Here is a 25482-nt window from a genome sequence, read left to right as displayed (position 1 = left end):
GAGGCAAGATGGATTGGAGTACGGCCACCGTCTGGTGGATTTCAGCCGGCCTGATGGTCGCCGCCGAATTGGCCAGCGGCACCTTCTATCTGCTGATGCTGGCCGTGGGCGCCTGCGCCGGCGCGCTGGCAGCGCATCTGGGCCTGGGCGTCACCGCGCAGGTCGTCGCCGCAGCTCTTGTCGGCGGCGCCGCAGTCATCGTGCTGAACCGGCGCCGCAGCCGCGGCCCGAAGGCGGCACCGGCATCCAGCAACGCCGACATGAACCTCGACATCGGCCAGAGCGTGCAGGTCGACGCCTGGTCTTCCGACGGTCTGACCCAGGTCCAATACCGCGGCGCGGCGTGGCAGGCCCGCTTCATCGGCGCCCCACCTGCCCGCAGCGGCCGCCACGTCATCCGCGCCGTCGAAGGCAGCTGCCTGCTGCTGGACCGCTGAGCCCCCTGCCCTTCACCCGACCACCGCCCGCCCGAGAGGCCCCATGGAAATCGCACTCGTCATCCTCGCCATCGCCGCCATCTTCGTGGTCCGCTCGATCAAGGTCGTGCCCCAGCAGCACGCCTGGGTCGTCGAGCGCCTGGGGCGCTACCACGCCACGTTGACGCCGGGCCTGAATTTCCTGGTGCCCTTCGTCGACCGGCTGGCCTACCGGCATTCGCTGAAGGAGATTCCGCTGGATGTGCCCAGCCAGATCTGCATCACCAAGGACAACACCCAGCTGACCGTCGACGGCATCCTCTACTTCCAGGTCACCGACCCGATGCGCGCCAGCTACGGCGCGAGCAACTATGTGGTCGCCATCACCCAGCTTGCGCAGACCACGCTGCGCTCCGTCATCGGCCGCATGGAACTGGACCGCACCTTCGAGGAGCGCGCCGTCATCAACACCTCCGTCGTCGAAGCCCTGGACGAGGCCGCGCTGAACTGGGGCGTCAAGGTGTTGCGCTACGAGATCAAGGACCTGACGCCGCCGCCCGCCATCCTGCATTCGATGCAGGCCCAGATCACCGCCGAACGCGAGAAGCGCGCGCTGATCGCGGCGTCCGAGGGGCGGCGCCAGGAACAGATCAATATCGCCACCGGCGAACGCGAGGCGGCGATCGCGAAGTCAGAGGGCCAGAAGCAGGCCGAGATCAACAAGGCCCAGGGTGAAGCCGCCGCCATCACGGCGGTGGCCGAGGCCACCTCGGACGCGATCCGCAAGATCGCCGCGGCCATCCAGCAACCGGGCGGCGACCAGGCCGTGCAACTCAAGGTCGCCGAGAAGGCCGTCGAGGCCTACGCCCACCTGGCCCAGAAGAACAACACGATGATCGTGCCGGGCAATATGACCGAGGTCGCCGGCCTGATCGGCACCGCCATGGGACTGCTCAAGGGCGGCAGCAAGACCTGAGCTCACAAGCAAAAAACCCGCGAGGACCCCGGCAAAGGGGCGGTCGCGGGAACAGGACGTTCGGGGGGCACCGAACGAAAGCGATGGAGGTGTCGCTTTTCCTTTTGTCGATAAGGCGATCAACCGCCGGTATAGGGCAGACCGAAGACTTCAGCAATCAGCTTCCACATAACTCGCTCCATCTGGCCGTCAGGCCGTGTTCAGATGGCGCGAAGTTTGTCGGACCGAGGGATGCCAGGGAACTACAAACCCTGGTAGTGCGCGCCTCACAGGAGGCCCAGCTCCATTGCCTTGAGCACTGCGTGGTTCTTGTTCGACACGTCCAGCTGCCTGAACAACTGCTTCATGTGGTAGTTCACCGTGTTCTCGCTGATTCCCAGCAAGCTGCCGACAACCCAGGCACTCTTACCTTCCATCGTCAGCTTCAGGATTTCCAGCTGCCTGGGCTGCAGGCGCGGCGCCTTGGCGGTCACGAGGAGTCGCGCAGCCGCATCTTGGGCATGCACCGCGAGCAATTGCAGGTCAGCAATCATCCGATTGAGCTTGACCGGATCGCTGGGCAACACCTCCTCTCGGTCGACGCCCAGCAGAAAACGCCGGTAACCGGGCATGTGGACGCTAACGGCAAGACCGGTCCTGTATCCAAAAGGCGCCTGCATCTCCCAGAGGTCCCCGGCGCCAGCGTCCACGTAGAGCCTTTGGTCATAGATCAGCGGCGCCGCATTGCCCATCACATGTCGGTGCACCGGATCGCGCTTGGCGTTTTCCGGATTGCTTGAAGCCTCAACAAACTCCGCCGGCGTGTTGCCGATCGAGATGTATTCCGTTTTGGCCCCGGGCCCCTTGCGCTCAAAGGCCAAGACGCCGGATATGAGGCCGAAGTCCAGGTCATTGGCGAAGTCGATCAGCCCCTGCCTGAAGGACGAGAAATCTGCCGCTTGACTGACTTGTTCGTACCGCTGCAGGTTCATTGAGGCACTGGGCGCTACTAGGGTTGGTAGGAGCAGCGCCGTCGCGATGAACGCACACTGCAAACCATCCAAATGACGGGAGACCCGAATGCAGATGGCAGCTTGGCAACTGATGGCCTGCGAAACGGTAATTAGGACTGTAAACGAGTTTGAAAAGGTGACGCTCGATCTCCGCCAAGTCGGCAGCAGCCTCCGGGTGGACGATGCGCGCTCAGGCCTGCGCTCGGGCCAGGAGGTCTGGGCCACCGAGGCCGGTGGCGAACCCATCCAGATCGCGTGGGAATGGACCGAAATCCAGCCCGACGTCGTCGCCCTGTTCGACCCGATGAACATCCTGTGCAACGTCGCACTGATCGACGGCGAAGGCCACACGCTCGCGCGCTCCAAGCGCATGCTGCACCTCAACAACATCGTTCACCAGCTGAGCTGGCGCGAGTGCATCGACAGGCTGAAATCACGTCATCGCATCGGCTCGCCCGCCCAGGCCTCGCAATAGGTTATGATGGCGGGCTTGCAGGAGAGGTGGATGAGCGGTTTAAGTCGCACGCCTGGAAAGCGTGTGTGGGTTAATAGCCCACCGCGGGTTCGAATCCCGCCCTCTCCGCCAAAGCTTATCGGGCCCTCTGGGCCCGTTTTGCTTTCCAGGGGTGGCAGCAGGACCGGGGCCGAGAGAGCCGCAACCGCAATTCATCCCCCGCAAAGCGCAATTCGTCGCCCGGCACTGGTTTGCCCGGGCGGCTTGCTGAACACTGCAAAGCGTGCCTTGCCGTCTGCAAGGCTGGAGCCGGAGATGTTGCGACTGCGTAAGGGATGGATGAGCCTGAGCCTGGCAATGGGGCTCGTGGCGGCCGGCCTGCCGGCCGAGGCCAGCGAGGTCGTCAAACTGGCGCGCCTGGTCGTCAGCGGCAAGCGCAGCCCGAGCGAGGCGCCGCGCAGCGCACCGAGCGAGTCCCGCGCCACCAGCACCGGCCCGCAGGCTCATGGCAATGGCGGCAATGACGAGGCGGGCACCGCCCCCGCTCCGCCACGCGGCGTTTCCTAAGTTTCCAAAAGAAAATGCGCCGAAACCCGCGAGGGCTTCGGCGCATTGTTATTTGGCGGAGTGGACGGGGCTCGAACCCGCGACCCCCGGCGTGACAGGCCGGTATTCTAACCAACTGAACTACCACTCCGCGTGGGATGAATTCGATATCGCACTCCGGCAATATCCAAGCCCATCAAACTCGCCCGTCCTGCGACGGGATTGTCAATTTCCATCTTTCGATGGGAATCTGGCGTCCCCTAGGGGATTCGAACCCCTGTAATCACCGTGAAAGGGTGGTGTCCTAGGCCTCTAGACGAAGGGGACAGAATTTTCAAAACCTGCGTGCCACTCAATATCCCCAAGGGGGAAATTGGTGGAGGTAAGCGGGATCGAACCGCTGACCTCTTGCATGCCATGCAAGCGCTCTCCCAGCTGAGCTATACCCCCGGCACAAACCGGTCGCAAAAAGCAAACGGCCAATAAATTGGCCGTTCTTTTGTCGGGCGGACCCAACGAAATCCTTGGCGGAGTGGACGGGGCTCGAACCCGCGACCCCCGGCGTGACAGGCCGGTATTCTAACCAACTGAACTACCACTCCGCGTGGGATGAATTCGATATCGCCTCGCGGCAATACCCAAGCTTCATCAAACTCGCCCGTCTTGCGACGGGATTGTCAATTTCCATCTTTCGATGGAAATTTGGCGTCCCCTAGGGGATTCGAACCCCTGTAATCACCGTGAAAGGGTGGTGTCCTAGGCCTCTAGACGAAGGGGACTAAACCTTCGCCGCTTGAACTGCGCGCCACGCAAACCCTTTTCAGGAGATTTGGTGGAGGTAAGCGGGATCGAACCGCTGACCTCTTGCATGCCATGCAAGCGCTCTCCCAGCTGAGCTATACCCCCGTTTTGATTTTGATTCGGCTGTCGCCAGCCCATCAAGAATCGCTTCGTTCGCAGCGCTGTTCAAGCGAGACTAAGAGTATATGACGAATTTCAGACCGTTTGCAAGCGTTCGACAACTTTTTTCTGATCGAAGTGCTCGAGCACCGCATCCAGCGACGGAGTTTGCGCACGACCGCACACCACGACACGCACCGGCACGGCCAGTTGCGGCATCTTCAGGCCGGTCGCCGCCAGCGTTTCCTTGAGCGCCTGCTGAATCCCGGCCTTGGTCCAGTCGGACAAGGCGCCGAGGCGATCGGCGAGCGCACGCAATGCGGGACGCACGGCGTCGGTCACATGGGTCGCAAGCTCCTCCACGGACGGCTCCACCGGGGCGAAGTACATCGCCAGCCAGTCGGCCAGCGCTGCCGTCGTTGCACAGCGGTCCTTGAAAAGGCCGACCTTGGGCTGGACCTGCGCGGGTGTCACCTCAATGCCCCGGGTCGAGAACTGGGCCACGACCAGTTCCGCCAGACGCGCCTCGTCGATCTGCTTCACATAGTGGCTGTTGACCCAGTCCAGCTTGGCCGGGTCCCACTGCGCCGGGCTCTTGGACAGATGCGAGCCGTCGAACCACGACACTATCTGCCCGGCGCTGAACAGTTCGTCGTCCCCATGGCTCCAGCCCAGCCGGGCCAGGTAGTTCAGCATGCCCTCAGGCAGGTAGCCGTTGGTGGCGTAGTCCATCACGCTGACGGCGCCCCGGCGCTTGGACAGCTTCAGGCCGTCGTCGCCGAGGATGATGGGCAGATGCCCGAACTGCGGCAGCGGCGCGCCCAACGCGTTGAAGATGTTGATCTGCCAGGGCGTGTTGTTGACATGCTCGTCGCCGCGGAAGACATGGCTGATGCGCATGTCCCAGTCGTCGACGACGACGGCGAAGTTGTAGGTCGGCACGCCGTCGGTGCGGGCGATGATGAGGTCGTCGATCTCGCGGTTGTTGATCGTGATCGGGCCCTTCACGAGGTCGTCCCAGGTCACGTCGCCTTCGATGGGGTTGGCGAAGCGGATGACCGGCTTCACGCCCTCGGGCGGCGCCGGCAGGACCTTGCCGGCCTCAGGGCGCCAGCGGCGGTCGTACAGCGTCTTTTCGCCCCGGGCACGCTGCGCCTCGCGCATGGCCTCGAGGTCCTCGGGGGTCGCGTAGCAACGGTAGGCACGGCCGGAGGCGATCATTTGCTCGATGACGGCCTGGTAGCGGTCCAGGCGCTGCATCTGGTAGATCGGGCCCTCGTCGTAGGAAAGGCCCAGCCAGTTCATGGCGGCGATGATCTGGTCGACCGAGTCCTGGGTGGAGCGGGCGACGTCGGTGTCCTCGATGCGCAGCACGAACTCGCCGCCGTGGTGGCGGGCATAGGCCCAGGAGTAAAGGGCCGTGCGGGCCGTGCCCAGGTGCAGGAAGCCGGTCGGCGACGGCGCGATGCGCGTGCGGACCTTGTCGAAAGTGGAGCTCATCGGGTCTTCAGTGTGGAGAGGCCGCGCAGCAGGTCGTCGCAGATGTCATCGACATGCTCGAGGCCGACGGACAGGCGGATCAAACCCTGCCCGACGCCCGCGGCCTGGCGCTGCGCCTCGGTGAGGCGGCCGTGCGAGGTCGTCGCGGGATGGGTGATGATGGATTTCGTGTCGCCGAGGTTGGTGGCGATGGACAGCACGCGGGTGCTGTCGATGACGTGGAAGGCGGCGGCGCGCGCAGCCTCGGGCGAATCGGCGCGCAGATCGAAGGACAGCACCGCCCCGCCCTGCCCGTTTTGCTGGCGCATGGCCAGGTCGTGCTGGGGATGGGAAGCGAGCGACGGGTAGTAGACCCGGTCGACCTCGGGCTGCGCCTCCAGCCAGCGCGCGACGGCTAGGGCCTGCTCGCTCTGGGCCTTCATGCGCAGGCTCAGCGTCTCCAGTCCCTTCAGCACCACCCAGGCATTGAAGGGCGACAAAGTCATGCCCACCGTACGCAGGATGGGGCCGAAGACGTCGCGGATGAGCCTGTTCGGCCCGCACAGCGCGCCGGCCATCACGCGGCCCTGGCCGTCCATGTATTTGGTGGCCGAGTGCATGACGATGTCGGCGCCCATCTCGGCGGGGCGCTGCAGGGCCGGCGTCGAATAGGTGTTGTCGACGGCGAGGATGGCACCCGCAGCATGGGCCATGCCGGCCAGCGCACGGATGTCGCAGACCTCGGTCAGCGGGTTGGTGGGCGTCTCGGCGAAGAAGAGCCTCGTCGTCGGCCGGATGGCGGCCTGCCATTCCGCCAGGTCGGTCTGCGACACGAACGTCGTCTCGACGCCGAATTTGCCGAACTCCTTGGCGAACAGGTTGATGGTCGAGCCGAACACCGAACGCGAGCAGACGACATGGTCGCCGGCCTTCAGCGCGCCCATGGCCAGCAGCAGGATGGCACTCATGCCGGTCGACGTGGCGATGGCACCCTCGGTGCCTTCCATCGCGGCCAGGCGGGCCTCCAGGCTGCGCACGGTGGGGTTGCTGGTGCGCGTATAGGTGAAGTCCTCGGCATTCGAGAACTTGCGCGCCGAGGTCTCGGCGTCGGGCTGGACATAGGCCGTCGTCAGGAACAGGGCCTCGGAGTTCTCGCCATGCTGGCTGGGCGCGAGGGCCGTGCGCACGGCCAGGGTCTCGGGGCGCAGGCCTTCGGGCAGGCCGCGGCGCTTGTCGTCGCTCATGTGGCGCCCCTCAGTGCTCGCCGCCGCTTTGCAGGGCCAGGCGGCTGCGCGCCGCGGTGTCTTCCTCGTCGCCCTGCGAGGTGCGCTGCTCACGCATGGCGGCAAAGTCCTCGACGCTGACGTCGCCGGTCACGTAGTGGCCGTCGAAGCAGCTCGCCTCGAAGCCGGCCAGGCCTGGATGCAGCGCGGCCACGACGCGCTTCATCGCGTCCACGTCCTGGTAGATCAGCGCGTCCGCGCCGATGTACTGGCGGATCTCCTCGATGCTGCGGCCGTGGGCGATCAGCTCCTCGCGCGTCGGCATGTCGATGCCGTAGACATTGGGGAAGCGCACCGGCGGCGCCGCTGATGCCATGTAGACCTTGCGCGCGCCGGCCTCGCGGGCCATCTGCACGATCTCCTTGGACGTGGTGCCGCGCACGATGGAGTCGTCCACCAGCAGCACGTTGCGGTTCTTGAACTCCAGCCCGATCGCGTTGAGCTTCTGGCGCACGCTCTTCTTGCGGGCGCCCTGCCCCGGCATGATGAAGGTGCGGCCGACATAGCGGTTCTTCACGAAGCCCTCGCGGTAGGGCTTGCCGATGCGGTGGGCCAGCTGCATGGCCGAGGGGCGGCTGCTCTCGGGAATGGGGATGACGACGTCGATCTCGTTCGGCGGCATCGTCGAGATGACGCGCTGGGCCAGCGTCTCGCCCATGTTCAGGCGGGCCTGGTAGACCGAGATGCCATCCATCACCGAGTCCGGCCGTGCGAGATAGACGAACTCGAACATGCAGGGGTTGAGCTGCGGGTTGTCGTTGCACTGCTCGGAGTGCAGCTTGCCCGTCATGTCGACGAACAGGGCCTCGCCCGGAGCGACGTCGCGCTCCAGTTGGTGGCCCGTGCCCTCGAGGGCCACGCTCTCGCTGGCCACCATGAAGTCGCCGTTGCCGGCGCGACCGAAGCACAGCGGCCGGATACCGTGGGGATCGCGGAAGGCCAGCAAGCCCTGGCCGGCGATCAGCGCGATGACGGCATAGCTGCCCTTGATGCGCTTCTGCACCGCGCGCACGGCGGCGAAGATCTCCTTGGGCGTCAGCGGCAGGTCGCGCGCGGCCAGCTCCAGCTCATGGGCCAGCACATTGATCAGCACCTCGGTGTCGCTCTCGGTGTTGATGTGGCGGCGGTCGATGTCGAAGAGCTCGTCCTTCAGCGCATGGGCATTGGTCAGATTGCCGTTGTGCACCAGCACGATGCCGAAGGGCGCGTTGACGTAGAAGGGCTGAGCCTCTTCCTCGCTGTAGGCATTGCCGGCGGTCGGGTAGCGCACCTGGCCCAGGCCGATATTGCCCGGCAGCGCGCGCATATTGCGGGTGCGGAAGACGTCGCGCACCATGCCGCGGGCCTTGTGCATGAAGCATTTCTGGCCTTGCATGGTGACGATGCCGGCCGCATCCTGGCCGCGGTGCTGGAGCAGCAGCAGCGCGTCATAGATGAGCTGGTTGACGGGGGAGGCAGCGAGGGTGCCGACGATGCCGCACATGGCAGGAGTCCTTAGTCAGTCGATGCCGCATCAGATGGGGTCATCGAGCGGGAAATGAAATGGGAAAGCGGTTCGGGCAGCAGCGGCGCGGCATCGTGCAGCACACCGGCCAGCACCGGGGCCGCGCGGGATGCCTGCCAGGTGGCCGACCGGGCCAGCGGCGAAGCGCCGATGACCAGCACCAGGGCCAGGGCGATCAGGACGCCGCGCAGCGCACCGAAGCCGGCGCCGCCGAGGCGGTCGACGACGGACAGCGGCGTGGCGTGGATCAGCGCCTTGACGAGGCGGGTGGCCAGGCTCCAGACGACAAGCACCGCGAAGAAGGCCAGGGCCAACGCGACGACATGGAGCGCCGCGGGGCCGAACCTGCCCTCGGGCAGCAACCCCTCGACGACAGGCGCCAGCGGCCCAGCCGCGAAATAGGCCACCACCCAGCCGGCCAGCGACATCACCTCGAAGGCCAGCCCGCGCCACAGGCCCAGGCCGATCGAGATCAGCAGCAAGGCTGCCAACGCGAGATCGACCCAGCTCAGTGTGACGTCCATGGCGCCTCTCAGAGCGTCAGGATGGCGCCGGGCAGGCCCGCGCCCTTGAGCTTGGCGGCGGCGCGCTCGGCCTCGTCGCGGCTGGCGAAGGGCCCCAGGCGCACACGCACTCGCCGGCCATCGGCCGTGTCAACGGCCTGCGCATAGGTCTTGAGGCCGAGCTTCTCGACCTTGAGCCTGACCTCCTGGGCCGCCTTGTTCTCGCCAAAGGCACCGACCTGCACGATGAAGCGCGCGGCCGGCGCGGATGCCGCCTCCTTGCCATCGAGCAGGGCCTGGGCGCGGGCGCCGTCGCTGGCATGGGCAGCGGGCTTGGGCTTGTCGACCGGCTTGTCGACCGGTTTCTCCACCGGCTTCTCGGCGAGCTTGACGGGCGGCTTCTCCGCGGGTTTCTCGACCACCGGTTTGTCGACCCGGGCTGGCTTGTCCACCGGCTTCTCAGCCACTTTCTCGACCGGCACGGGGGCGCTGGGCACTGTGGCCACGGGCTCCGGCTCAGGCGTCGATGCCGGCACGGCCTGCGACAGCGGCTCGCGGGTCGGCACGGCCAGCGGCGGCGCGCTCTCCTTGTGCGGGATGTCGATGGGCAGGTCGACCGGGATGGGCCGCGGCTGGGTTTCGAAAATCAGCGGGAAGCCCACCACACCGGCCGCCACCAGCACGGCCGCGCCGATGAGGCGGCGCCGCGCGCGGATGCGCAGCAGTTGCACGTCGTCGGCCGCGCTGGCCTTGGCGCCGGACCGGACCGGAGACTTCTTGGGCGCCGCCGCGGCGGTGGCGTCATCGCGCTTGAGGAAGGAAAACAGGCCCATCGGCGGCGTCGGACGTCAGTGGAGGGTGGGAGGCTGGGGTGCGGTGGCACCGGCCGTCACGCGGGGCAGGCCCTGTTGGAGCACCCCGCCCACGGTGTAGAAGGAACCAAAGACCAGGATTCTATCGGCCGCGGTCGCCCCGGCCGACGCGGCGTGCAGGGCGTCCAGGGGATTGGCATGGGTGCGCGTCGCCACGTCGGGTGGCGTCTTCAGGCCGGCGGCGAGGAAGGCCGCTTGCAACTGCACCGCGGTGGCCGCGCGCGGGATGGGCAGGTCGGTGAAATGCCAGACGTCCACCAGCGGTGCGATGCGGGCCAGGATGCCGCCCAGGTCCTTGTCCGCCATCGCGCCGAACACGGCATGGGTGCGCGGGTAGAAGCCCATCTGGTCGAGGTTCTGCGCCAGCGCGGCGACGGCGTGGGGATTGTGGGCCACGTCCAGCACGACCGCGGGCTGGCCGGCCAGCACCTGGAAGCGGCCGGGCAGCTCGACCAGGGCCAGGCCCGTGCGCACGGCCTGGGCGCTGATGGGCAGGCGCTCGGCCAGGGCCTCGAAGGCAGCCAGCACGCCGGCGGCGTTCAGCAACTGGTTCACCCCACGCAGCGCCGGGTAGGCCAGGCCGGAGAAGCGCTTCCCGCGGCCGGCCCATTGCCATTGCGTGCGGTCGCCACCGAAGCTGAAGTCACGGCCGAGCTGGCGCAGGTCGGCGCCGATCTCGGCCGCCCGCGCGGCGAGCGAGGCCGGCGGCATAGGGTCGCTGACCACGACGGGCCGGCCGGCGCGCATGATGCCGGCCTTCTCGCGGCCAACGCTCTCGCGGTCGGCGCCGAGGAATTCGGTGTGGTCGAGGTCGATGCTGGTGATGACGGCGCAGTCGGCGTCGATGACGTTGACCGCATCCAGCCGGCCGCCCAGGCCCACTTCGAGGATGACGAGGTCCAGCGGCTCGTGCTGCAGGCGGCGCATGATGGCCAGCGTCGTGAACTCGAAATAGGTCAGCGTGATGTCACCGCGCGCGGCCTCGACGGCCTCGAAGTGGGGCTCCAGCGACTCGGCCGCCACCGGCGCGCCACCCACCCGGCAGCGCTCCTGGAAGTGCACGAGATGGGGCTTGATGTAGAGCCCCACGCGGTAACCAGCATGCAGCGCGATGGACTCCAGCATCGCGCAGGTCGAGCCCTTGCCATTGGTGCCGGCGACGACGACGGTCGGGCAGTCGAAGGCAATGCCCAGCCGCTCCTTCACCGCCCTGACGCGGTCCAGCGTCATGTCGATGGTCTTGGGGTGCAGGCGCTCGCAGTGGGCGAGCCAGTTGTCAAGCGTCATGGCATCAAAAGCTGAGCGGCCAGGCATCAGGCCTGGCCGCGATCAATCCAGCAACTGCCATGGAACCGGCTTTGCCGGGCCATCGGCAGCGCCCCCTTGAGGGGGCGGCGAAGCCGGTACGGGGTGGGTCAAGCCACGGCGTCCGCGCTCTGGCGCTGCAGCATGGCGAGCTGGCGCGCGATGGTCTCGCGCAGCTGGCGGCGGTCCACGATCATGTCGACGGCGCCCTTCTCCATCAGGAACTCGGCGCGCTGGAAGCCGGCAGGCAGCTTCTCGCGCACGGTGTTCTCGATGACGCGCGGGCCGGCAAAGCCGATCAGCGCCTTGGGCTCGGCAATGACGATGTCGCCGACGAAGGCGAACGAGGCCGAGACGCCGCCCATCGTCGGGTCGGTCAGCACGCTGATGTAGGGCAGCTTGGCTTTGGCCAGGCGCGTCAGCGACGCATTGGTCTTGGCCATCTGCATCAGGCTCAGCAGGCCTTCCTGCATGCGCGCGCCGCCGGTGGCGGTGAAGCAGATGAAGGGCGTCTTCTGCTCGATGGCCGTCTCCACGCCGCGCACGAAGCGCTCGCCAACGACCGAACCCATGGAACCGCCCATGAAGTCGAACTCGAAGCAGGCCGCGACGACGGGCACGCTCATCACGGCGCCGCCGATGACGACCAGCGCGTCGGTCTCGCCGGTGGTCTCCAGCGCTTCCTTCAGGCGGTCCGGGTATTTCTTGCTGTCCTTGAACTTCAGCGCGTCGACCGGCAGCACCTCCTGGCCGATCTCGTAACGGCCCTCGCCGTCGAGGAAGGCGTCCAGGCGCGCGCGCGCGCCGATGCGGTGGTGGAAGCTGCACTTGGGGCAGACATTGATGTTCTGCTCCAGGTCGGTCTTGTAGAGCACCGTCTCGCAGCTCGGGCACTTGATCCACAGGCCTTCGGGGACCGTGCGGCGATCAGCCGGGTCGCCTTGCTGGATCTTGGGCGGGAGCAGTTTGTCGAGCCAACTCATGTGTCGTTCCTCTTGTCGAGTGCGGCGCGGATTTCACGGATGAAGGCCGCGCCAGTCAAGGCGACATTATCAAGCGGCTGGCGCTCCAGCAGCTCGACCAGCTTGGAACCGATGACGACGGCGTCGGAAACATCGGCAACGGCCCGTGCCGTAGCACCGTCGCGGATGCCGAAACCCACGCCCACCGGCGTGCTGACATGGCGGCGGATGCGCGGCACGGCCTCGGCCACGGCGGCGGTGTTCAGGTGGCCGGCGCCCGTCACGCCCTTCAGCGAGACGTAGTAGACATAGCCGCTGGCCAGTTGCCCGACCTGGGCCATGCGCGCCTCGGTGGACGTGGGCGCGAGCAGGAAGATGGCGTCCATGTCCGCGGCGCGCAGCTTGGCGGCGAAGTCCACGCATTCCTCGGGCGGGTAGTCGACGATGAGCACGCCATCCACGCCGGCGGCCTTGGCGTCGGCCACGAAGGCGTCCAGGCCGTAGCGCTCGACGGGGTTGGCATAGCCCATCAGCACGAGCGGCGTCTGGCTGTTGCGGGCGCGGAACTCGCGGACATAGGCCAGCACCTTGCGCAGGCCTATGCCCTGCTTCAAGGCACGCTCGCCCGCGCGCTGGATCACGGGGCCGTCGGCCATCGGGTCGGAGAAGGGCACGCCCAGCTCGATGACGTCGGCACCGGCCTCGGCCATGGCAAGCAGCAGGTCGACGGTGGCCGCCGGATAGGGATCACCTGCGGTGACGAAGGGAATCAGCGCCTTGCGGCCCTGAGCCTTGAGCTGGTCGAAGGTGGTGGTGATGCGGCTCATTGCTTGACCTTCTCGCCGGCTTGCGAAGGACGATCGAAGTAGGCGGCGCCGGACAGGTCGGCCACGGTGCCGATATCCTTGTCGCCACGGCCACTGAGGTTGACCAGCAGCAGCTTGTCCTTGCCCAGCGTCGGCGCGAGCTTGATGGCATGCGCGACGGCGTGGCTGGACTCGAGCGCCGGGATGATGCCCTCCGTGCGGCACAGCCGATGGAAGGCCGCCAGCGCCTCGGCGTCGGTGATGCCGACGTACTCGGCGCGGCCGATGTCCTTCAGATGGGCATGCTCGGGGCCGACGCCGGGGTAGTCCAGACCGGCGGAGATGGAATGCGTCTCGATGATCTGGCCGTCCTCGTCCTGCAGCAGATAGGTGCGGTTGCCGTGCAGCACGCCGGGGCTGCCGGCGGTCAGCGTCGCTGCATGCTTGCCGCTGGCCACACCCTGCCCTTCGGCCTCGACGCCTATCAGCCTGACCGCCTCGTTGGGGATGTAAGGATGGAAGATGCCGATCGCGTTCGAGCCTCCGCCCACGCAGGCGATGACGGCGTCCGGCTGGCCGCCAGCCAGCTCGGGCATCTGCTCGATGCACTCCAGACCGATGACGCGCTGGAAGTCGCGCACCATCATCGGATACGGGTGCGGGCCGGCCACGGTGCCGATGATGTAGAAGGTGTTCTCGACGTTGGTGACCCAGTCGCGCATCGCCTCGTTGAGCGCGTCCTTCAGCGTCTTGCTGCCGCTCTCCACCGGCACGACGGTCGCGCCGAGCAGCTTCATGCGATAGACGTTGGGCGACTGACGCTTCACGTCCTCGCTGCCCATGTAGACCACGCATTCCAGGCCGTAACGCGCGCAGATGGTGGCCGTGGCCACGCCGTGCTGGCCGGCGCCGGTCTCGGCGATGACGCGCGGCTTGCCCATGCGCTTGGCCAACAAGGCCTGGCCGATGACGTTGTTGATCTTGTGCGCGCCGGTGTGGTTGAGGTCCTCGCGCTTCAGGTAGACCTGCGCACCGCCCAGCTCGCGGCTCAGGCGGTCGGCGTGATAGATCGGGCTCGGGCGGCCGACGAAGTGCTTGAGCTCCTTCTGGAACTCGGCGATGAACTCCGGGTCGTCGCGGTAGTGGGCGTAGGCGTCCTTGAGCTGGTCGAGTGCATGGACGAGGGTCTCGGAGACGAAGCTGCCGCCATAGGTCGGCGTGCCGGCATGGCGGAAATGCCCGGTCGCATCGGGCTGGTCGTACTGGAACATGGTCTTTCCTATCGGGTCAGTTCGGCATCGGTGCGCTCATCGGCGAGACGGACCGCGTTGCAGAACTCGTGGATCAGGTCGGCGCTCTTGAGCCCAGAGGACACCTCGACGCCGGAACTCACATCAACGGCCCAGGGCCGCACCCGGGCGATGCCATCGGCTACGTTGGCAGCATTCAACCCACCAGACAAAACGACTGGAAAGCGAGCGCTTGGAGGAATGAGTGACCAATCGAAGACCTTGCCGCCGCCGCCATAGCCGTCGACATGGGCGTCGAGCAGGATGGCCTGGGCGTTGGAAAAACGTGCCGCGAAGTCTAGCAAATCGACACCCGGCGCCATGCGTGCGGCGCGCAGATAGGGCCGGTGGATGCGGTCGCAGTCGGAGGGCGTTTCGTCGCCGTGGAACTGCACCAGCATATTGGGCAGCGCGTCGAAGCCGGCCCGCAGCTCGGCGTCCGTCGCGTTGACGAACAGGCCCACGGGCGTCACGAAGGGCGGCAGCAGCCGCGCCAGCGCCCTCGCCCGCTCCGGCGTCACGGCGCGCGGGCTCTTGGCATAGAAGACGAAGCCGATGGCATCGGCGCCGGCCGCGACAGCGGCTTCGATGTCGGCCTCGCGCGTGAGGCCGCAGATCTTGATTCGGGTCATGGGAGCCAATCGAGCGCGGCCACCTGCCGCGGGATGTCCAGCTCGGCATCGTAGGTCGGGCCGAGGAAGTAGAGACCGTCAGGGGAGAAGGTCGGCGCGGCCGCCTTGCGATCGCGCGCTGCGAGCACCTCGGACACCCAGTCGGGCGAGCGCGCGCCGCTGCCGACGGCCAGGATGCAACCCATCAGGTTGCGCACCATGTGGTGCAGGAAAGCGCTGGCCTCGAATTCGAAACGCCAGTAAGCGCCGCGCCGCTGCACCTTGATCTCGCGCAGCGTCTTCACCGGCGACGCGGCCTGGCATTCCGACGAGCGGAAGGACGAAAAGTCGTGCTCGCCGATCAGCCGCTCAGCGGCCGCTTCCAGCGCCGCCTGCTCCAGCGGCCGGAAGATCCAGCCGCACTGGCCCGACTCGATGGCCGGCCGCACGGCCGACTCCAGCAGCAGATAGGCATAGCGCCGGCCACGCGCCGAGTTGCGGGCGTGGAAGGCCTCGCCGGGAAAGCGGCACCACTGGATGGCGATGTCGGGCGGCAGATAGCGGTTGCTGCCACGCACCCAGGAGAAGGCTTCGCGCAGGACTGAGGTGTCGAAGTGCACGACCTGGTTGATGCCGTGCACGCCGGCGTCGGTGCGGCCGGCGCAGAGGGTACGGATGGGCTGGGCCGCGAAGGCGGACAGGCCCTTCTCGAGCGCGTCCTGCACGGTGCGGCCATCGGGCTGGCTCTGCCAGCCGTTGTAGCCGCCGCCGCGGTAGCTGACTCCTAGTGCGATTCTCATGAGCTCCAAAGCAAAAACGCCCGGCCAGAAGGCCGGGCGTGGAAGTATCGCGGCTGCGCTTACCGAAGCTCGTTCAGCATCGCCTGCGCCTTGTCCCGCAGCGGGCCGCTGGCACGCTGGATCAGTTCCTGTAGCACCTCGCGGGCGCCTTCGGTATCGCCGATCTGGCGGAACTCGTCGGCCAGCTCCAGCTGGCGCATCAAGGGATCGCCGTCATCGTCGCCCAGAGCACTCAGCGCATCGGCCAGATGGTCAGGATGGCTCTCGCCAGGCCGGGTTGGCTCGCCGAGGTCGAAGTCCAGGTCGCTGGAGGCCGCAGCGGGCTTTGCCGACGGGCTGGGCGACAGCCCACCCATGCCGCTGAGGTCGAAGTTCAGGTCCGGCGCGGGCGGTGCGGTGCGGGCGCCACGGCTGGAGATGTCGAAGTCCATCGTCATCGGCGCCTGCTCGACCGAGGCCGGCATGGCCTGGGTCGCGGCCATGGCCGTCGGCGAGACGGGCTCGGGCGCGTCGAGGTCGAGGTCGAGGGCCAGGTCGAAGCCGCTGACCGGACCGGTATCGGGGCCGGCGCCCCGGGCCATCGAATCGGTGGCCATCTGGACCGCATTCGCGCCGCTGGGCAGCGCCGTCTGCGGCAGCGTGCTGGCATTCATCGGCTCGGGGCGCAGTTCGGGGCCGTCCTCGACCTGGGCCGGCGCACCGCCGGGCTGGTAGAGCGGGTTGTCCGGATCGATGCCGCGGCCCAGTTCCTGGGCCTTGGACCAATCCTCGCCGCTGCCCTGGGTCTCGGCATACAGCTGCACGGCCAGTTGCTCGAAGCCCTTGGTGTCGCGGCGCTTGGCGTAGACCTCCAGCAGCTTCAGGCGGATGGCCAGGCGCGTCGGGTTGGCGCGCAGGGCTTCCTTCAGGATTTCCTCGGCCTGCAGGTCACGGCCATAGGCCAGGTAGACATCGGCCTCGGCGACCGGGTCCACGTCGCCGATGGCGTCGAGCTGGCTGAGCGAATAGCTCATCGACGACTGGCCGCTGTGCTGCGCGTCGCGCGTGTCGACGCGCTGGCCGCCGGTACCGCCGAAGAAGGAATCGGGCTGCAGCCGGCTTTCATGGAAACCGGTCTCGGCCGCATGGGCCGGGCGGCGCGAACGCAGGCGATACAAGCCCAGGCCACCCAGCACGGCGACGAGCACGCCGACCAGCGGCAGCACGATGGGGTTGTCCAGCAATTGCTCGATGAAACCCGGCGGCTCGGCTGCCGGCGGCGGCACGACCGGCGCACTGGCGCGGGCCATCGGCCTGGAGGCCGCGGCGCTGGCCGAAGCCAGCGGCGCACGCGCCGAAGCCGCTGCGGAGGCCGGCTCGGCGGCGGCGACCACGGGCGCGGGCAGCACGGGCGCTGCAGGCAGGGCCGAAGCTCCGGCCGCCGCGGGCCTGGCGGCGCCGGAGAGCTTCTTCAGCTCCTCGACATTGCGGGTCAGCTCGGCAACGCGGGCCGCGGCGTCCTTTTTCTCGGTGTCCTTGGACAGCTTGGACTCGACGGCGCTGGCGGCGCCGCCGGCCTTGCTGAGCGTCAGCTTGTCCGGCGTCGACGCGGCGGCCGGCTTGCGGTCCTCGACCGCGGCCTGCACCTGGCCTTTGGACTGGCGCTCGCTCTCGGTGTTCTGCAACGTCGGCGCGGCGGACGCGAGGCGCTGGCGATAGGCGGAGAAGTCGGCGCTCTGGGCCAGGATGATGCGGCGCGCCTCGGGCGCGGGCACGCTGGCCAGCGCATCGCTGGACGGCACCTGCAACACGGCACCCGACTTCAGCAGGTTCATGTTGCCGTCGATGAAGGCATCCGGGTTGTTGCGGAACAGACCGACCAGCATCTGGTCCAGCGACATGCCGCTGACCTGGGTGCGCGCGGCCACCCTGGACAGCGAGTCGCCCGGGCGCACCGTGTACTCGGAAGCCGCGGTGACCGGCGGACGCGTCTGCACCTGGGCCGGGGCGCGCGCCGCGACCGGAGCGGGCGCGGGCGCCGATGCGCCGCCATTGCGCGGCAGCGTCGCGGTGACGGCGGGAGCCGGCGCGGGCACGGCCTCGGTGGAGGCGGCCTGGGCAGGCGCCGCAGCAATAGCCGCCGGCGCGGTGACGACGGGCGCGGGCTTGGGCAGGCTGGGCGGGTCGAACAGCAGCGTGTATTCGCGCACCAGACGACCGCCGGACCAAGTCAGCTCGAGGATGACGTCGACGAAGGGCTCCTGCACGGCGCGGTCGCTGAGCACGCGCAGCACGGTGCGGCCGTCGCGGCGCGTGACCAGCACCTGGGCCGAGGTCAGCACCGGGTTGTAGTCGACCCCCGTCGCCCGGTAGGACTCCGGCGGCGCGACGCGCACCTTCAGCGTGGCGGCCTCCTCGGCCGTCAAGCTGGAGACGTCGATCTCGGCGCGCATGGTTTCGCCCAGCGCCGACTGCACGTTCAGCTTGCCCAGGCCCAGCGCCTGCGCACCGCTGCCCGCCACGAGCAGGGCAGCGGCGAGCGCCAGGTGATGGCGGACAAAGCCCGTCGGGCGGATTCCCTCGGATGCGTCGCGGGTGTGGTCTTTCAAGGCATTCCCCAAAGCAACAAGGCGGGGCATTGGGCCCCGCCTGTCTCGATCTTCAGCACGCGCTGCGCGAACCTGGTCTGTACGCTGGTTTGCACGTTAAGGCCTGCGTCGAGTTTCGAATCAAAAACACAACGGTATCAAGCATATACGCGGAAATGCTCAAGGGGTACCTGATGTGTCGCTTGGTTTCAATATCGATGCCCGGGTGAACCCTAGGTCAGAGCGTAAAAGACCGTAAGCAAAAACAGGCCACAAAGGCCTGTTTCGTTCAGTCTCAGCGGTCCAACAGGATCCGCAGCATGCGGCGCAGCGGTTCGGCCGCACCCCACAGCAGTTGGTCGCCGATGGTGAAGGCACCAAGGTACTCCGGCCCCATGGCCAGCTTGCGCAGGCGACCGACCGGGATGGTCATTGTGCCGGTGACGGCCACGGGCGTCAGGTGCTTGAGCGTTTCTTCGCGAGTGTTGGGCACGTACTGCACCCACTCGTTGTCGGCGCGGATCATGGCCTCGACGTCGGCCAGCGGCACGTCCTTCTTCAGCTTGAAGGTCAGCGCCTGGCTGTGGCAGCGCATCGCCCCGACGCGGACGCAGAAGCCGTCGACGGGAATATTGTCCGAGCCCAGGATCTTGTTGGTCTCGGCCATGCCCTTCCACTCCTCCTTGGACTGGCCGTTGCCCAGGTCGCGGTCGATCCAGGGGATCAGCGAGCCACCCAGCGGCACGCCGAAGTTGGCCGTCTCCTCGGCGCTCAGCGAACGCTGCTTGGCGATGACCTGGCGGTCGATCTCGAGAATGGCGCTCTTGGGGTCGTCCAGCAGCGGCTTGACCGCGGCGTTCAGCGTGCCGTACTGCGTCAGCAGTTCGCGCATGTGCTGGGCGCCGCCGCCTGATGCTGCCTGGTAGGTCTGCGTCGACATCCACTCGACGAGGCCGGCCTTGTACAGCGCGCCCACGCCCATCAGCATGCAGCTGACGGTGCAGTTGCCGCCGACCCAGTTCCTGCCGCCCGCGGCCAGCGCGTTCTTGATGACCGGCATGTTGACCGGGTCCAGCACGATGACGGCGTCGTCATTCATGCGCAGCGTCGAGGCAGCGTCAATCCAGTGCCCGGCCCAGCCTGCAGCGCGCAGCTTGGGGAAGACCTCGGTCGTGTAGTCGCCGCCCTGGGCGGTGATGATGATGTCGCAGCGCTTGAGCTGTTCGATGTCGAAGGCGTTCTGCAGCTTCGTCTCGTTCTTGGCCTGGGCCGGGGCGGTGCCACCGGCGTTGGAGGTCGAGAAGAACAGCGGCTCGATCAGGTCGAAGTCGCGTTCGGCGCTCATGCGCTCCATGAGCACAGAGCCCACCATGCCGCGCCAGCCTACGAGGCCTACCAGGGTCGTCATCATCTTTCCTTTGCTTCACCAAACCCCTTCCACTTTGGGCCCCGGCTCGTTCGCCGGGTTTGGAGGGGCGAGACGAGACGGAGCGTTAGCTCTTAATGGTTTTGGTGGTCGTGATGGCTTTGACGACGGCGTCGCCCATCTCGCGGGTCGAGACCTTGGTCGTGCCTTCACTCCAGATGTCGGCGGTGCGCAAGCCCTGGGCCAGCACCGACTGCACGGCCGACTCGATACGAGCGGCAGCGTCGGGCAGGTTGAGGGAGAACTTGAGCATCATGGCAGCGGACAGGATTGTAGCCAGAGGATTGGCGATCCCCTTGCCCGCGATGTCCGGCGCGCTGCCATGGCTGGGCTCGTAGAGGCCCTTGTTGTTGGCGTCCAGCGAGGCGGAAGGCAGCATGCCGATGGAGCCGGTCAGCATCGCGGCCTCGTCGGACAGGATGTCGCCAAACATGTTGCCGGTCACAACAACGTCGAACTTCTTCGGCGCCTTGACGAGTTGCATCGCGGCGTTGTCCACGTACATATGGTCCAGCTCGACGTCCGGGTACTGAGCGTGGACCTCGATGACGACGTCCTTCCACAGCTGGGACGTCTCCAGCACATTGGCCTTGTCGACACTGGTCAGGCGCTTGTTGCGCTTGCGAGCCGCCTGGAAGGCAACATGGGCGATGCGCTCGATCTCGGGGCGCGAGTAGCGCATCGTGTCGAAGGCCTCTTCGGCGCCGGGAAAGTGCCCATCCACCGCCGTGCGGCGGCCGCGCGGCTGGCCGAAATAGATATCGCCGGTCAGCTCGCGGATGATGAGGATATCGAGGCCCGCGACCAGTTCGGGCTTCAGCGAAGACGCATGCGTCAGCTGCTCATAGCAGATGGCCGGGCGGAAGTTGGCGAACAGGCCCAGGGCCTTGCGCAGGCCGAGGATGGCCTGCTCAGGCCGCAGCGAACGCTCCAGCTTGTCGTACTTCCAGTCGCCCACGGCGCCGAACAACACGGCGTCGGCTTCCTGTGCCAGCTTCAGCGTGGCAGGCGGCAACGGGTGGCCACTTGTCTCGTAGGCCTTGCCGCCCACGTCCGCCCAGTCGAGCTGCAGCGACAGGTCCAGCGCGTTCAAAACCTTGACGGCCTCGGCCATGATTTCGGGGCCGATACCGTCGCCCGGCAGGACTGCAATCTTCTTCATCTTCAAATCACTCGATTGTTGAGCCAGGGCTTGGCGGCGATGCGGGCAGCCTCATAGGCGCGGATCTTGTCGCTGTGCTGCAGCGTCAGGCCGATCTCGTCGAGGCCGCCGATCAGGCATTCCTTGCGGAAAGGCTCGATGTCGAAGGGAATCTCGGCGCCATCGGGCTTGACGACGACCTGGCGCGGCAGGTCGATGACGAGCTGATAGCCCGGGAAGGCCTTGGCCTCGTCGAACAGCTGGTTCATCGCCGACTCGGGCAAGACGATGGGCAGCAGCCCGTTCTTGAAGCAGTTGTTGAAGAAGATGTCGGCGAAGCTCGGCGCCAGGATGGCACGGAAGCCGTACTGCTGCAGCGCCCAGGGCGCGTGCTCGCGGCTGGAGCCGCAGCCGAAGTTTTGGCGCGCGATCAGCACGCTGGCACCAACATAGCGCGGCTGGTTCAGCACGAAGTCGGGGTTGGGCCGGCGGCTGGCCGGGTCCTGGCCGGGCTCGCCATGGTCCAGATAGCGCCACTCATCGAACAGGTTGGGGCCGAAGCCCGAGCGCTTGATCGACTTCAGGAACTGCTTGGGGATGATCGCGTCGGTGTCAACGTTCTCGCGGTCCATGGGCGCGACGAGGCCCTTGTGGAGGGTGAATTTGTCCATCAGGCGATCGTCCTCACGTCGACGAAATGACCGCTCATCGCGGCCGCCGCGGCCATGGCCGGGCTGACGAGGTGGGTACGCCCACCTGCGCCCTGGCGGCCTTCGAAATTGCGGTTGCTGGTGGAGGCGCAGCGCTCGCCCGGCTCCAGCCGGTCGGCGTTCATCGCCAGGCACATCGAGCAGCCAGGCTCGCGCCATTCGAAGCCCGCAGCCTTGAAAACCTGGTCCAGGCCTTCGGCCTCGGCCTGGGCCTTGACGAGGCCGGATCCCGGCACGACCAGGGCCAGCTTGATGTTCTTGGCGACACGGCCGCCCACGCGCTTCACGACGGCCGCGGCCTCGCGCATGTCCTCGATGCGGCTGTTCGTGCAGGAGCCGATGAAGACCTTGTCGACATGGATGTCGTTGATGGCCTTGTTGGGCTCAAGCGCCATATAGGTCAGCGCGCGCTCGATGGCGCCGCGCCTGACGGCGTCGCGCTCCTTGTCGGGATCGGGCACGCGGTCGTCGATGGACAGCACCATCTCGGGCGAGGTGCCCCAGGTGACCTGCGGGCGGATCTGGTCGGCGGCTATCTCGACGATCTTGTCGAAGTGGGCGCCGGAGTCGGAGTGCAGCGTGCGCCAGTAGGCGACGGCCTGCTCCCATTCCACGCCCTGCGGCGAGAAGGGGCGGCCCTTCACATAGGCAATGGTCGTATCGTCCACGCCGATCAGGCCTGCACGGGCGCCGGCCTCGATGGCCATGTTGCAGACCGTCATGCGGCCTTCCATGCTCAGCGCGCGGATGGCCGAGCCGGCGAACTCGATGGTGTAGCCGGTGCCGCCGGCGGTGCCGATGCGGCCGATGATGGCCAGCACGATGTCCTTGGCGCCGACGCCCTTGGCGCATTGGCCCTCGACCTTCACGAGCAGGTTCTTGGCCTTCTTGGCCGACAGCGTCTGCGTGGCCAGCACATGCTCGACCTCGCTGGTGCCGATGCCATGCGCCAGCGCACCGAAGGCGCCGTGCGTGGAGGTGTGGCTGTCGCCGCAGACGACGGTCATACCGGGCAGCGTGGCGCCCTGCTCCGGGCCGATGACGTGCACGATGCCCTGGCGCTTGTCGTTCATCTTGAACTGCGTGATGCCGACACGGTCGCAGTTGGCGTCCAGCGTGTCGACCTGCAGCCTGGAGATCGGGTCGGCGATGCCCTGCGAGCGGTCTGTCGTCGGCACGTTGTGGTCGCTCACCGCCAGGTTGGCGGACAGGCGCCAGACCTTGCGGCCGGCCAGGTCCAGGCCTTCGAAGGCCTGCGGGCTGGTCACCTCGTGCACGAGGTGGCGGTCGATGTAGAGCAGTGCCGTGCCATCCGGTTCGGAGTGCACGACATGCTCGTCCCAAAGCTTGTCGTAAAGGGTACGGGAGGTCATTGCTTGTCTCGGGGAATGAGGGTGTCCACGAAGCGTTGCACCACGGTGGGCAGGCGCTGTTGGCGCAGCACACCCAATACATACTCGCGCTCGGCCCAGGGTTCTTCAAGGCGCAGGCAGCGCACGCCGAAGACCCGCGTGAAGCGCTCGGCCGGCTGCTCGGGCAGCACGGCCACGCCCAGGCCCGCCTCGACGAGCTGGGCGATGGCGTCGAAGCCGCGCACCTGCCAGCGCGCGTTCAGCGTCTTACCGCGCGCCGCCGCCTGCTCGCGCATCAGCTCCTGGGCGCTGGCGCCGGCATGCAGGCCGATGAGGTCATAGGCCAGCAGGTCGTCGAAGGTCACTTCCTCGCGCTGGGCCAGCGGGTGCTTCAGCGGCACGAGGGCCGCCAGCCGGCCGTGGGCGAAGACCCAGGTCTGCAGGCGGTTGTCGAGCAGCGGCGGCGAGAAGACGCCGACATCCGCCCGCCCCTCGGCCACCGCGGCCTGCGCCTCGGCGCTGGTCAGGTCCTCGAGGCTGATGCGGATCTGGCCGTGGGCCTGCGAGAAACCCACCAGATGCGGCGGCAGGGCCTCGGTGATCGCGCTGCTGTTGGCGGCGATGCGCAGATGGCCCTTGATGCCGCGCGAGAACTCCATGACCTCGGTCTCGAGGGCATAGAGCGAGGCGTGCAGCGAACGGATGTGACGCACCAGCGCCCTGCCCGCCTCGGTCGGCTCGACGCCGCGAGCGCGCCGCTCGAAGAGCTGCACGCCGAGGCGGCTTTCCAGGTCGGACAGGCGCTTGCTCGCCGCGGCCAGGGCCAGATGCTCCTGGGCCGCGCCGCGCGTGATCGAGCGGGTCTGCTCGATGGCCAGCACGAGGTTGAGGGTGGTGAGGTCGTGGCGCATATTCGTCTGACTCCAGCATAGCCTTCGTGAAGAAGGCAATTCTGCGCCAAGAAACGATGGAGATTTCGCCAGAGACGAAATTCAACGTGGCATCTGTGCAGCTTCTCTCAGCATGCCGCGCAAGGCGTTGCGGCTGTGCGCGCCGAAGTGGCCGAGCAGTTCCGCCACCTGCTGCTGCAGGGCCTGGCGCTGGCCCTGCAGGTCATGTGCAAGCTCTGGGCCGAACCTGGCCTCGTTGGCCGCGAAGTCGAGCTGCGGGTCGGTGACGAACCGCGCCGGTGCGCCGACAACGACGGCCGCGTCCGTCGCCGGCCCGGCGGCAAAGGCCTCGGCCGCGACGACGTCGCGCGCATAGCCCGCCCCCCAGGCCGGGTAGCGGGCATCGCGGCTCGGGTCGCGCAGCGCCTGTTCCAGCGGGCCTTCGCGGTGCTGGCGCGCATCGTCCATGATCCAGTTGGTCTGGAACTTCTCCAGCACGAAATGGCGATTGCCTTGCAGCACGACGAGGCCCTGCCGGTCCGCCGGCGCGCCCAGCCCGGCCTTCAGGTTGACCCACATCATGTAACCCAGGCTGGCGCCGGGTGCCGCGCTGGCGTGATAAGGCTGGGTCAGGTCCTCAATGTGGTGCAGGGCCAGGCCGACGAAACGCCAGCCCCAGTAGGCGTGGCCGCTGCGCCAGGCCAGCCCGGCCAGCCCCGCATACTGCATCAGCCGCAGCTCGATGAGGCTGCGCGTGAAGCCCGGTGCCAGCGCGTTGAAGATGGCGCCCTGGTGGAAGAAGCCCATGTGGAAGGGCGCCTGCGAGCCGATGGCGACGGCCGGATTGCCGAAGGGCTGCGGGCCGAAACCGTAGTCCGGGTGGCCGGGGTTGTCGTCGAAGAGATTGAGGTCGAGGCCGTAGTCGGGCTCGTCGCAGGCCGAGGCCAGCACGGCCAGGGGCGCGACCCTCTCGCCGGGCTGCAGCGCGACGAAGCGCTGCGTCGCACCGGCACCGGGTCTGACGGCGGTGACGAGGCTCGCGTCCATCGCCGGCCGGGTGGTGTCGGGGTCACGCGGGTCGACCTGCAGATACAGGGCCAGCTTCGACTGCGGTGACAGCCGCAGCGCGCGCAGGAAGGCGGCACGGCGCTCGGCATCGCCGCGTCCGGCATCCGGCACGAAGCGCAGCACCTCGGGGCGTGGCGCGTGGTTCTTCAGCCGCGCGCGGGCCTCGGCCTCCTGGGCATCGAGCTCACGGGCGATTGCGGCTTCCTGGTCGCGCAGGAAGTCGACGAGGGGCTCGGCCCTCACGGGCGCGGCGTTGGCGACCTCGGGCATGCGCTCGAAGGCGCGATAGCACATGGGGCTGTGGTTGCCCCAGGCCTGCGCCAGCGTGGGCAGCAGCAGGGACACCAGGAAAAGGGTCGGGCGCATCGGGCGGCTTGTGGGGCGAAGGCGCCGATTTTGGCTGCGCGCGTGCAAAGCCTTGCGACCGAACTCACGAACCGGCTTGTGGCCGCCCCGCCTCCCGGTGTGCCACGGGCCGGTCAGCCCAGCGCGACACGCGCAAGTTTTGCAGCGCTCAGGTTACGCAGGGGGCTGACTTCCTGGAAGCGGCAAGTCGGGAATCGGCACTTCGCCTTCAGCGAAACGCTTCGCGGCCCGGCAATCAAGGCTTGAAGGCTGTGCGACGATGAA

23 protein-coding genes and 7 tRNA genes are annotated in these 25482 nt (G+C 67.4%); 5 read left to right on the top strand and 25 right to left on the bottom strand.

Translation table 11 applies throughout. The features are described 5' to 3' along the window. Positions 1 to 8 precede the first annotated feature (8 nt). Together EV671_RS02870 and EV671_RS02865 are read left to right on the top strand one after the other, a co-directional pair. Positions 9 to 437 carry an NfeD family protein gene (locus tag EV671_RS02870; protein WP_132569773.1) on the top strand — a complete coding sequence of 143 codons (429 nt, stop codon included), beginning with the start codon at positions 9 to 11 and terminating at the stop codon, positions 435 to 437. 43 nt (positions 438 to 480) lie between these two features. Continuing rightward, positions 481 to 1392, top strand: a complete 912-nt coding sequence (locus EV671_RS02865; RefSeq protein WP_132569772.1) for an SPFH domain-containing protein — start codon at positions 481 to 483, stop codon at positions 1390 to 1392. 266 nt (positions 1393 to 1658) lie between these two features. Here the strand turns inward: EV671_RS02865 and EV671_RS02860 are convergent, their stop codons facing one another. Further along, on the bottom strand, positions 1659 to 2363 hold the full coding sequence (locus EV671_RS02860; protein ID WP_132569771.1) for a helix-turn-helix transcriptional regulator: 705 nt from the start codon (positions 2361 to 2363) through the stop codon (positions 1659 to 1661). Positions 2364 to 2520: 157 nt separating this feature from the next. Between EV671_RS02860 and EV671_RS02855 the strand changes: the two genes are divergently transcribed. From EV671_RS02855 to EV671_RS02845, 3 genes are all read left to right on the top strand, one after another. After that, on the top strand, positions 2521 to 2859 hold the full coding sequence (locus tag EV671_RS02855) for a hypothetical protein (RefSeq protein ID WP_132569770.1): 339 nt from the start codon (positions 2521 to 2523) through the stop codon (positions 2857 to 2859). A 20-nt stretch (positions 2860 to 2879) separates the two neighbouring features. Beyond that, positions 2880 to 2970: transfer RNA gene (locus EV671_RS02850), tRNA-Ser, on the top strand. 183 nt (positions 2971 to 3153) lie between these two features. Beyond that, positions 3154 to 3405 (top strand): hypothetical protein, encoded by a 252-nt coding sequence (locus EV671_RS02845; RefSeq protein WP_132569769.1) that lies wholly within the window; start codon positions 3154 to 3156, stop codon positions 3403 to 3405. A 53-nt stretch (positions 3406 to 3458) separates the two neighbouring features. On the opposite strand, the gene EV671_RS02840 is transcribed toward EV671_RS02845, so the two are convergent. The 24 genes from EV671_RS02840 to EV671_RS02725 all read right to left on the bottom strand — a co-directional run bounded on the left by EV671_RS02840 (position 3459) and on the right by EV671_RS02725 (position 25218). Beyond that, a tRNA-Asp gene (locus EV671_RS02840) sits at positions 3459 to 3535 on the bottom strand. Positions 3536 to 3635: 100 nt separating this feature from the next. Then, positions 3636 to 3711, bottom strand: a tRNA-Glu gene (locus EV671_RS02835). A 47-nt stretch (positions 3712 to 3758) separates the two neighbouring features. Continuing rightward, positions 3759 to 3834, bottom strand: a tRNA-Ala gene (locus tag EV671_RS02830). Positions 3835 to 3909: 75 nt separating this feature from the next. Next, positions 3910 to 3986 (bottom strand) — tRNA-Asp (locus EV671_RS02825). A gap of 101 nt (positions 3987 to 4087) precedes the next feature. After that, positions 4088 to 4163: transfer RNA gene (locus EV671_RS02820), tRNA-Glu, on the bottom strand. Positions 4164 to 4214: 51 nt separating this feature from the next. Continuing rightward, positions 4215 to 4290, bottom strand: a tRNA-Ala gene (locus tag EV671_RS02815). Positions 4291 to 4380: 90 nt separating this feature from the next. Beyond that, positions 4381 to 5784, bottom strand: a complete 1404-nt coding sequence (gltX, locus tag EV671_RS02810) for a glutamate--tRNA ligase (protein WP_132569768.1) — start codon at positions 5782 to 5784, stop codon at positions 4381 to 4383. Further along, positions 5781 to 7007 carry an O-succinylhomoserine sulfhydrylase gene (locus tag EV671_RS02805; RefSeq protein WP_132569767.1) on the bottom strand — a complete coding sequence of 409 codons (1227 nt, stop codon included), beginning with the start codon at positions 7005 to 7007 and terminating at the stop codon, positions 5781 to 5783. Before EV671_RS02805 ends, gltX begins: the two co-directional genes overlap by 4 nt. A gap of 10 nt (positions 7008 to 7017) precedes the next feature. Next, positions 7018 to 8529 carry an amidophosphoribosyltransferase gene (purF, locus tag EV671_RS02800; RefSeq protein ID WP_132569766.1) on the bottom strand — a complete coding sequence of 504 codons (1512 nt, stop codon included), beginning with the start codon at positions 8527 to 8529 and terminating at the stop codon, positions 7018 to 7020. A gap of 11 nt (positions 8530 to 8540) precedes the next feature. Further along, positions 8541 to 9074, bottom strand: coding sequence for a CvpA family protein (locus EV671_RS02795; RefSeq protein ID WP_132569765.1), 534 nt, complete (start codon positions 9072 to 9074; stop codon positions 8541 to 8543). A gap of 8 nt (positions 9075 to 9082) precedes the next feature. Continuing rightward, entirely contained in the window at positions 9083 to 9886 is an 804-nt protein-coding gene (locus tag EV671_RS02790; RefSeq protein WP_132569764.1) for an SPOR domain-containing protein, read from the bottom strand. Positions 9887 to 9901: 15 nt separating this feature from the next. Next, the gene (gene folC, locus EV671_RS02785; protein WP_132569763.1) at positions 9902 to 11212 is read right to left on the bottom strand and encodes a bifunctional tetrahydrofolate synthase/dihydrofolate synthase; all 1311 of its coding nucleotides are present in this window, start codon (positions 11210 to 11212) and stop codon (positions 9902 to 9904) included. A gap of 128 nt (positions 11213 to 11340) precedes the next feature. Next, positions 11341 to 12213, bottom strand: a complete 873-nt coding sequence (gene accD, locus EV671_RS02780) for an acetyl-CoA carboxylase, carboxyltransferase subunit beta (protein WP_132569762.1) — start codon at positions 12211 to 12213, stop codon at positions 11341 to 11343. Beyond that, the gene (gene trpA, locus EV671_RS02775) at positions 12210 to 13019 is read right to left on the bottom strand and encodes a tryptophan synthase subunit alpha (protein WP_132569761.1); all 810 of its coding nucleotides are present in this window, start codon (positions 13017 to 13019) and stop codon (positions 12210 to 12212) included. Before trpA ends, accD begins: the two co-directional genes overlap by 4 nt. Next, positions 13016 to 14269, bottom strand: coding sequence for a tryptophan synthase subunit beta (trpB, locus tag EV671_RS02770; protein WP_132569760.1), 1254 nt, complete (start codon positions 14267 to 14269; stop codon positions 13016 to 13018). The genes trpA and trpB overlap by 4 nt, the downstream gene beginning before the upstream one ends. 8 nt (positions 14270 to 14277) lie before the next feature. Further along, positions 14278 to 14919, bottom strand: a complete 642-nt coding sequence (locus tag EV671_RS02765) for a phosphoribosylanthranilate isomerase (RefSeq protein ID WP_132569759.1) — start codon at positions 14917 to 14919, stop codon at positions 14278 to 14280. After that, positions 14916 to 15698, bottom strand: coding sequence for a tRNA pseudouridine(38-40) synthase TruA (truA, locus tag EV671_RS02760; RefSeq protein WP_132569758.1), 783 nt, complete (start codon positions 15696 to 15698; stop codon positions 14916 to 14918). Before truA ends, EV671_RS02765 begins: the two co-directional genes overlap by 4 nt. Before the next feature lie 59 nt (positions 15699 to 15757). Beyond that, positions 15758 to 18286, bottom strand: coding sequence for a motility hub landmark protein FimV (locus tag EV671_RS02755; RefSeq protein ID WP_243655550.1), 2529 nt, complete (start codon positions 18284 to 18286; stop codon positions 15758 to 15760). 274 nt (positions 18287 to 18560) lie between these two features. Then, a complete protein-coding gene (asd, locus tag EV671_RS02750; protein ID WP_132569756.1) occupies positions 18561 to 19673 on the bottom strand; it encodes an aspartate-semialdehyde dehydrogenase in 1113 nt (370 codons plus the stop codon). Positions 19674 to 19758: 85 nt separating this feature from the next. Beyond that, the gene (gene leuB / locus EV671_RS02745) at positions 19759 to 20853 is read right to left on the bottom strand and encodes a 3-isopropylmalate dehydrogenase (RefSeq protein ID WP_132569755.1); all 1095 of its coding nucleotides are present in this window, start codon (positions 20851 to 20853) and stop codon (positions 19759 to 19761) included. A 2-nt stretch (positions 20854 to 20855) separates the two neighbouring features. After that, entirely contained in the window at positions 20856 to 21503 is a 648-nt protein-coding gene (leuD, locus tag EV671_RS02740) for a 3-isopropylmalate dehydratase small subunit (protein WP_132569754.1), read from the bottom strand. After that, on the bottom strand, positions 21503 to 22915 hold the full coding sequence (gene leuC / locus EV671_RS02735) for a 3-isopropylmalate dehydratase large subunit (protein WP_132569753.1): 1413 nt from the start codon (positions 22913 to 22915) through the stop codon (positions 21503 to 21505). Before leuC ends, leuD begins: the two co-directional genes overlap by 1 nt. After that, entirely contained in the window at positions 22912 to 23805 is an 894-nt protein-coding gene (locus EV671_RS02730; RefSeq protein WP_132569752.1) for a LysR family transcriptional regulator, read from the bottom strand. The genes leuC and EV671_RS02730 overlap by 4 nt, the downstream gene beginning before the upstream one ends. An 81-nt stretch (positions 23806 to 23886) precedes the next feature. Beyond that, complete coding sequence (locus EV671_RS02725; protein WP_132569751.1) at positions 23887 to 25218, bottom strand: phospholipase C/P1 nuclease family protein; 1332 nt, start codon at positions 25216 to 25218, stop codon at positions 23887 to 23889. Positions 25219 to 25482 lie beyond the last annotated feature (264 nt).

This window comes from Roseateles saccharophilus (assembly GCF_004342485.1).
GTDB classification, from domain to species: Bacteria; Pseudomonadota; Gammaproteobacteria; order Burkholderiales; family Burkholderiaceae_C; genus Pelomonas; species Pelomonas saccharophila.
This window is presented reverse-complemented; position numbering and strand designations above follow the sequence as displayed.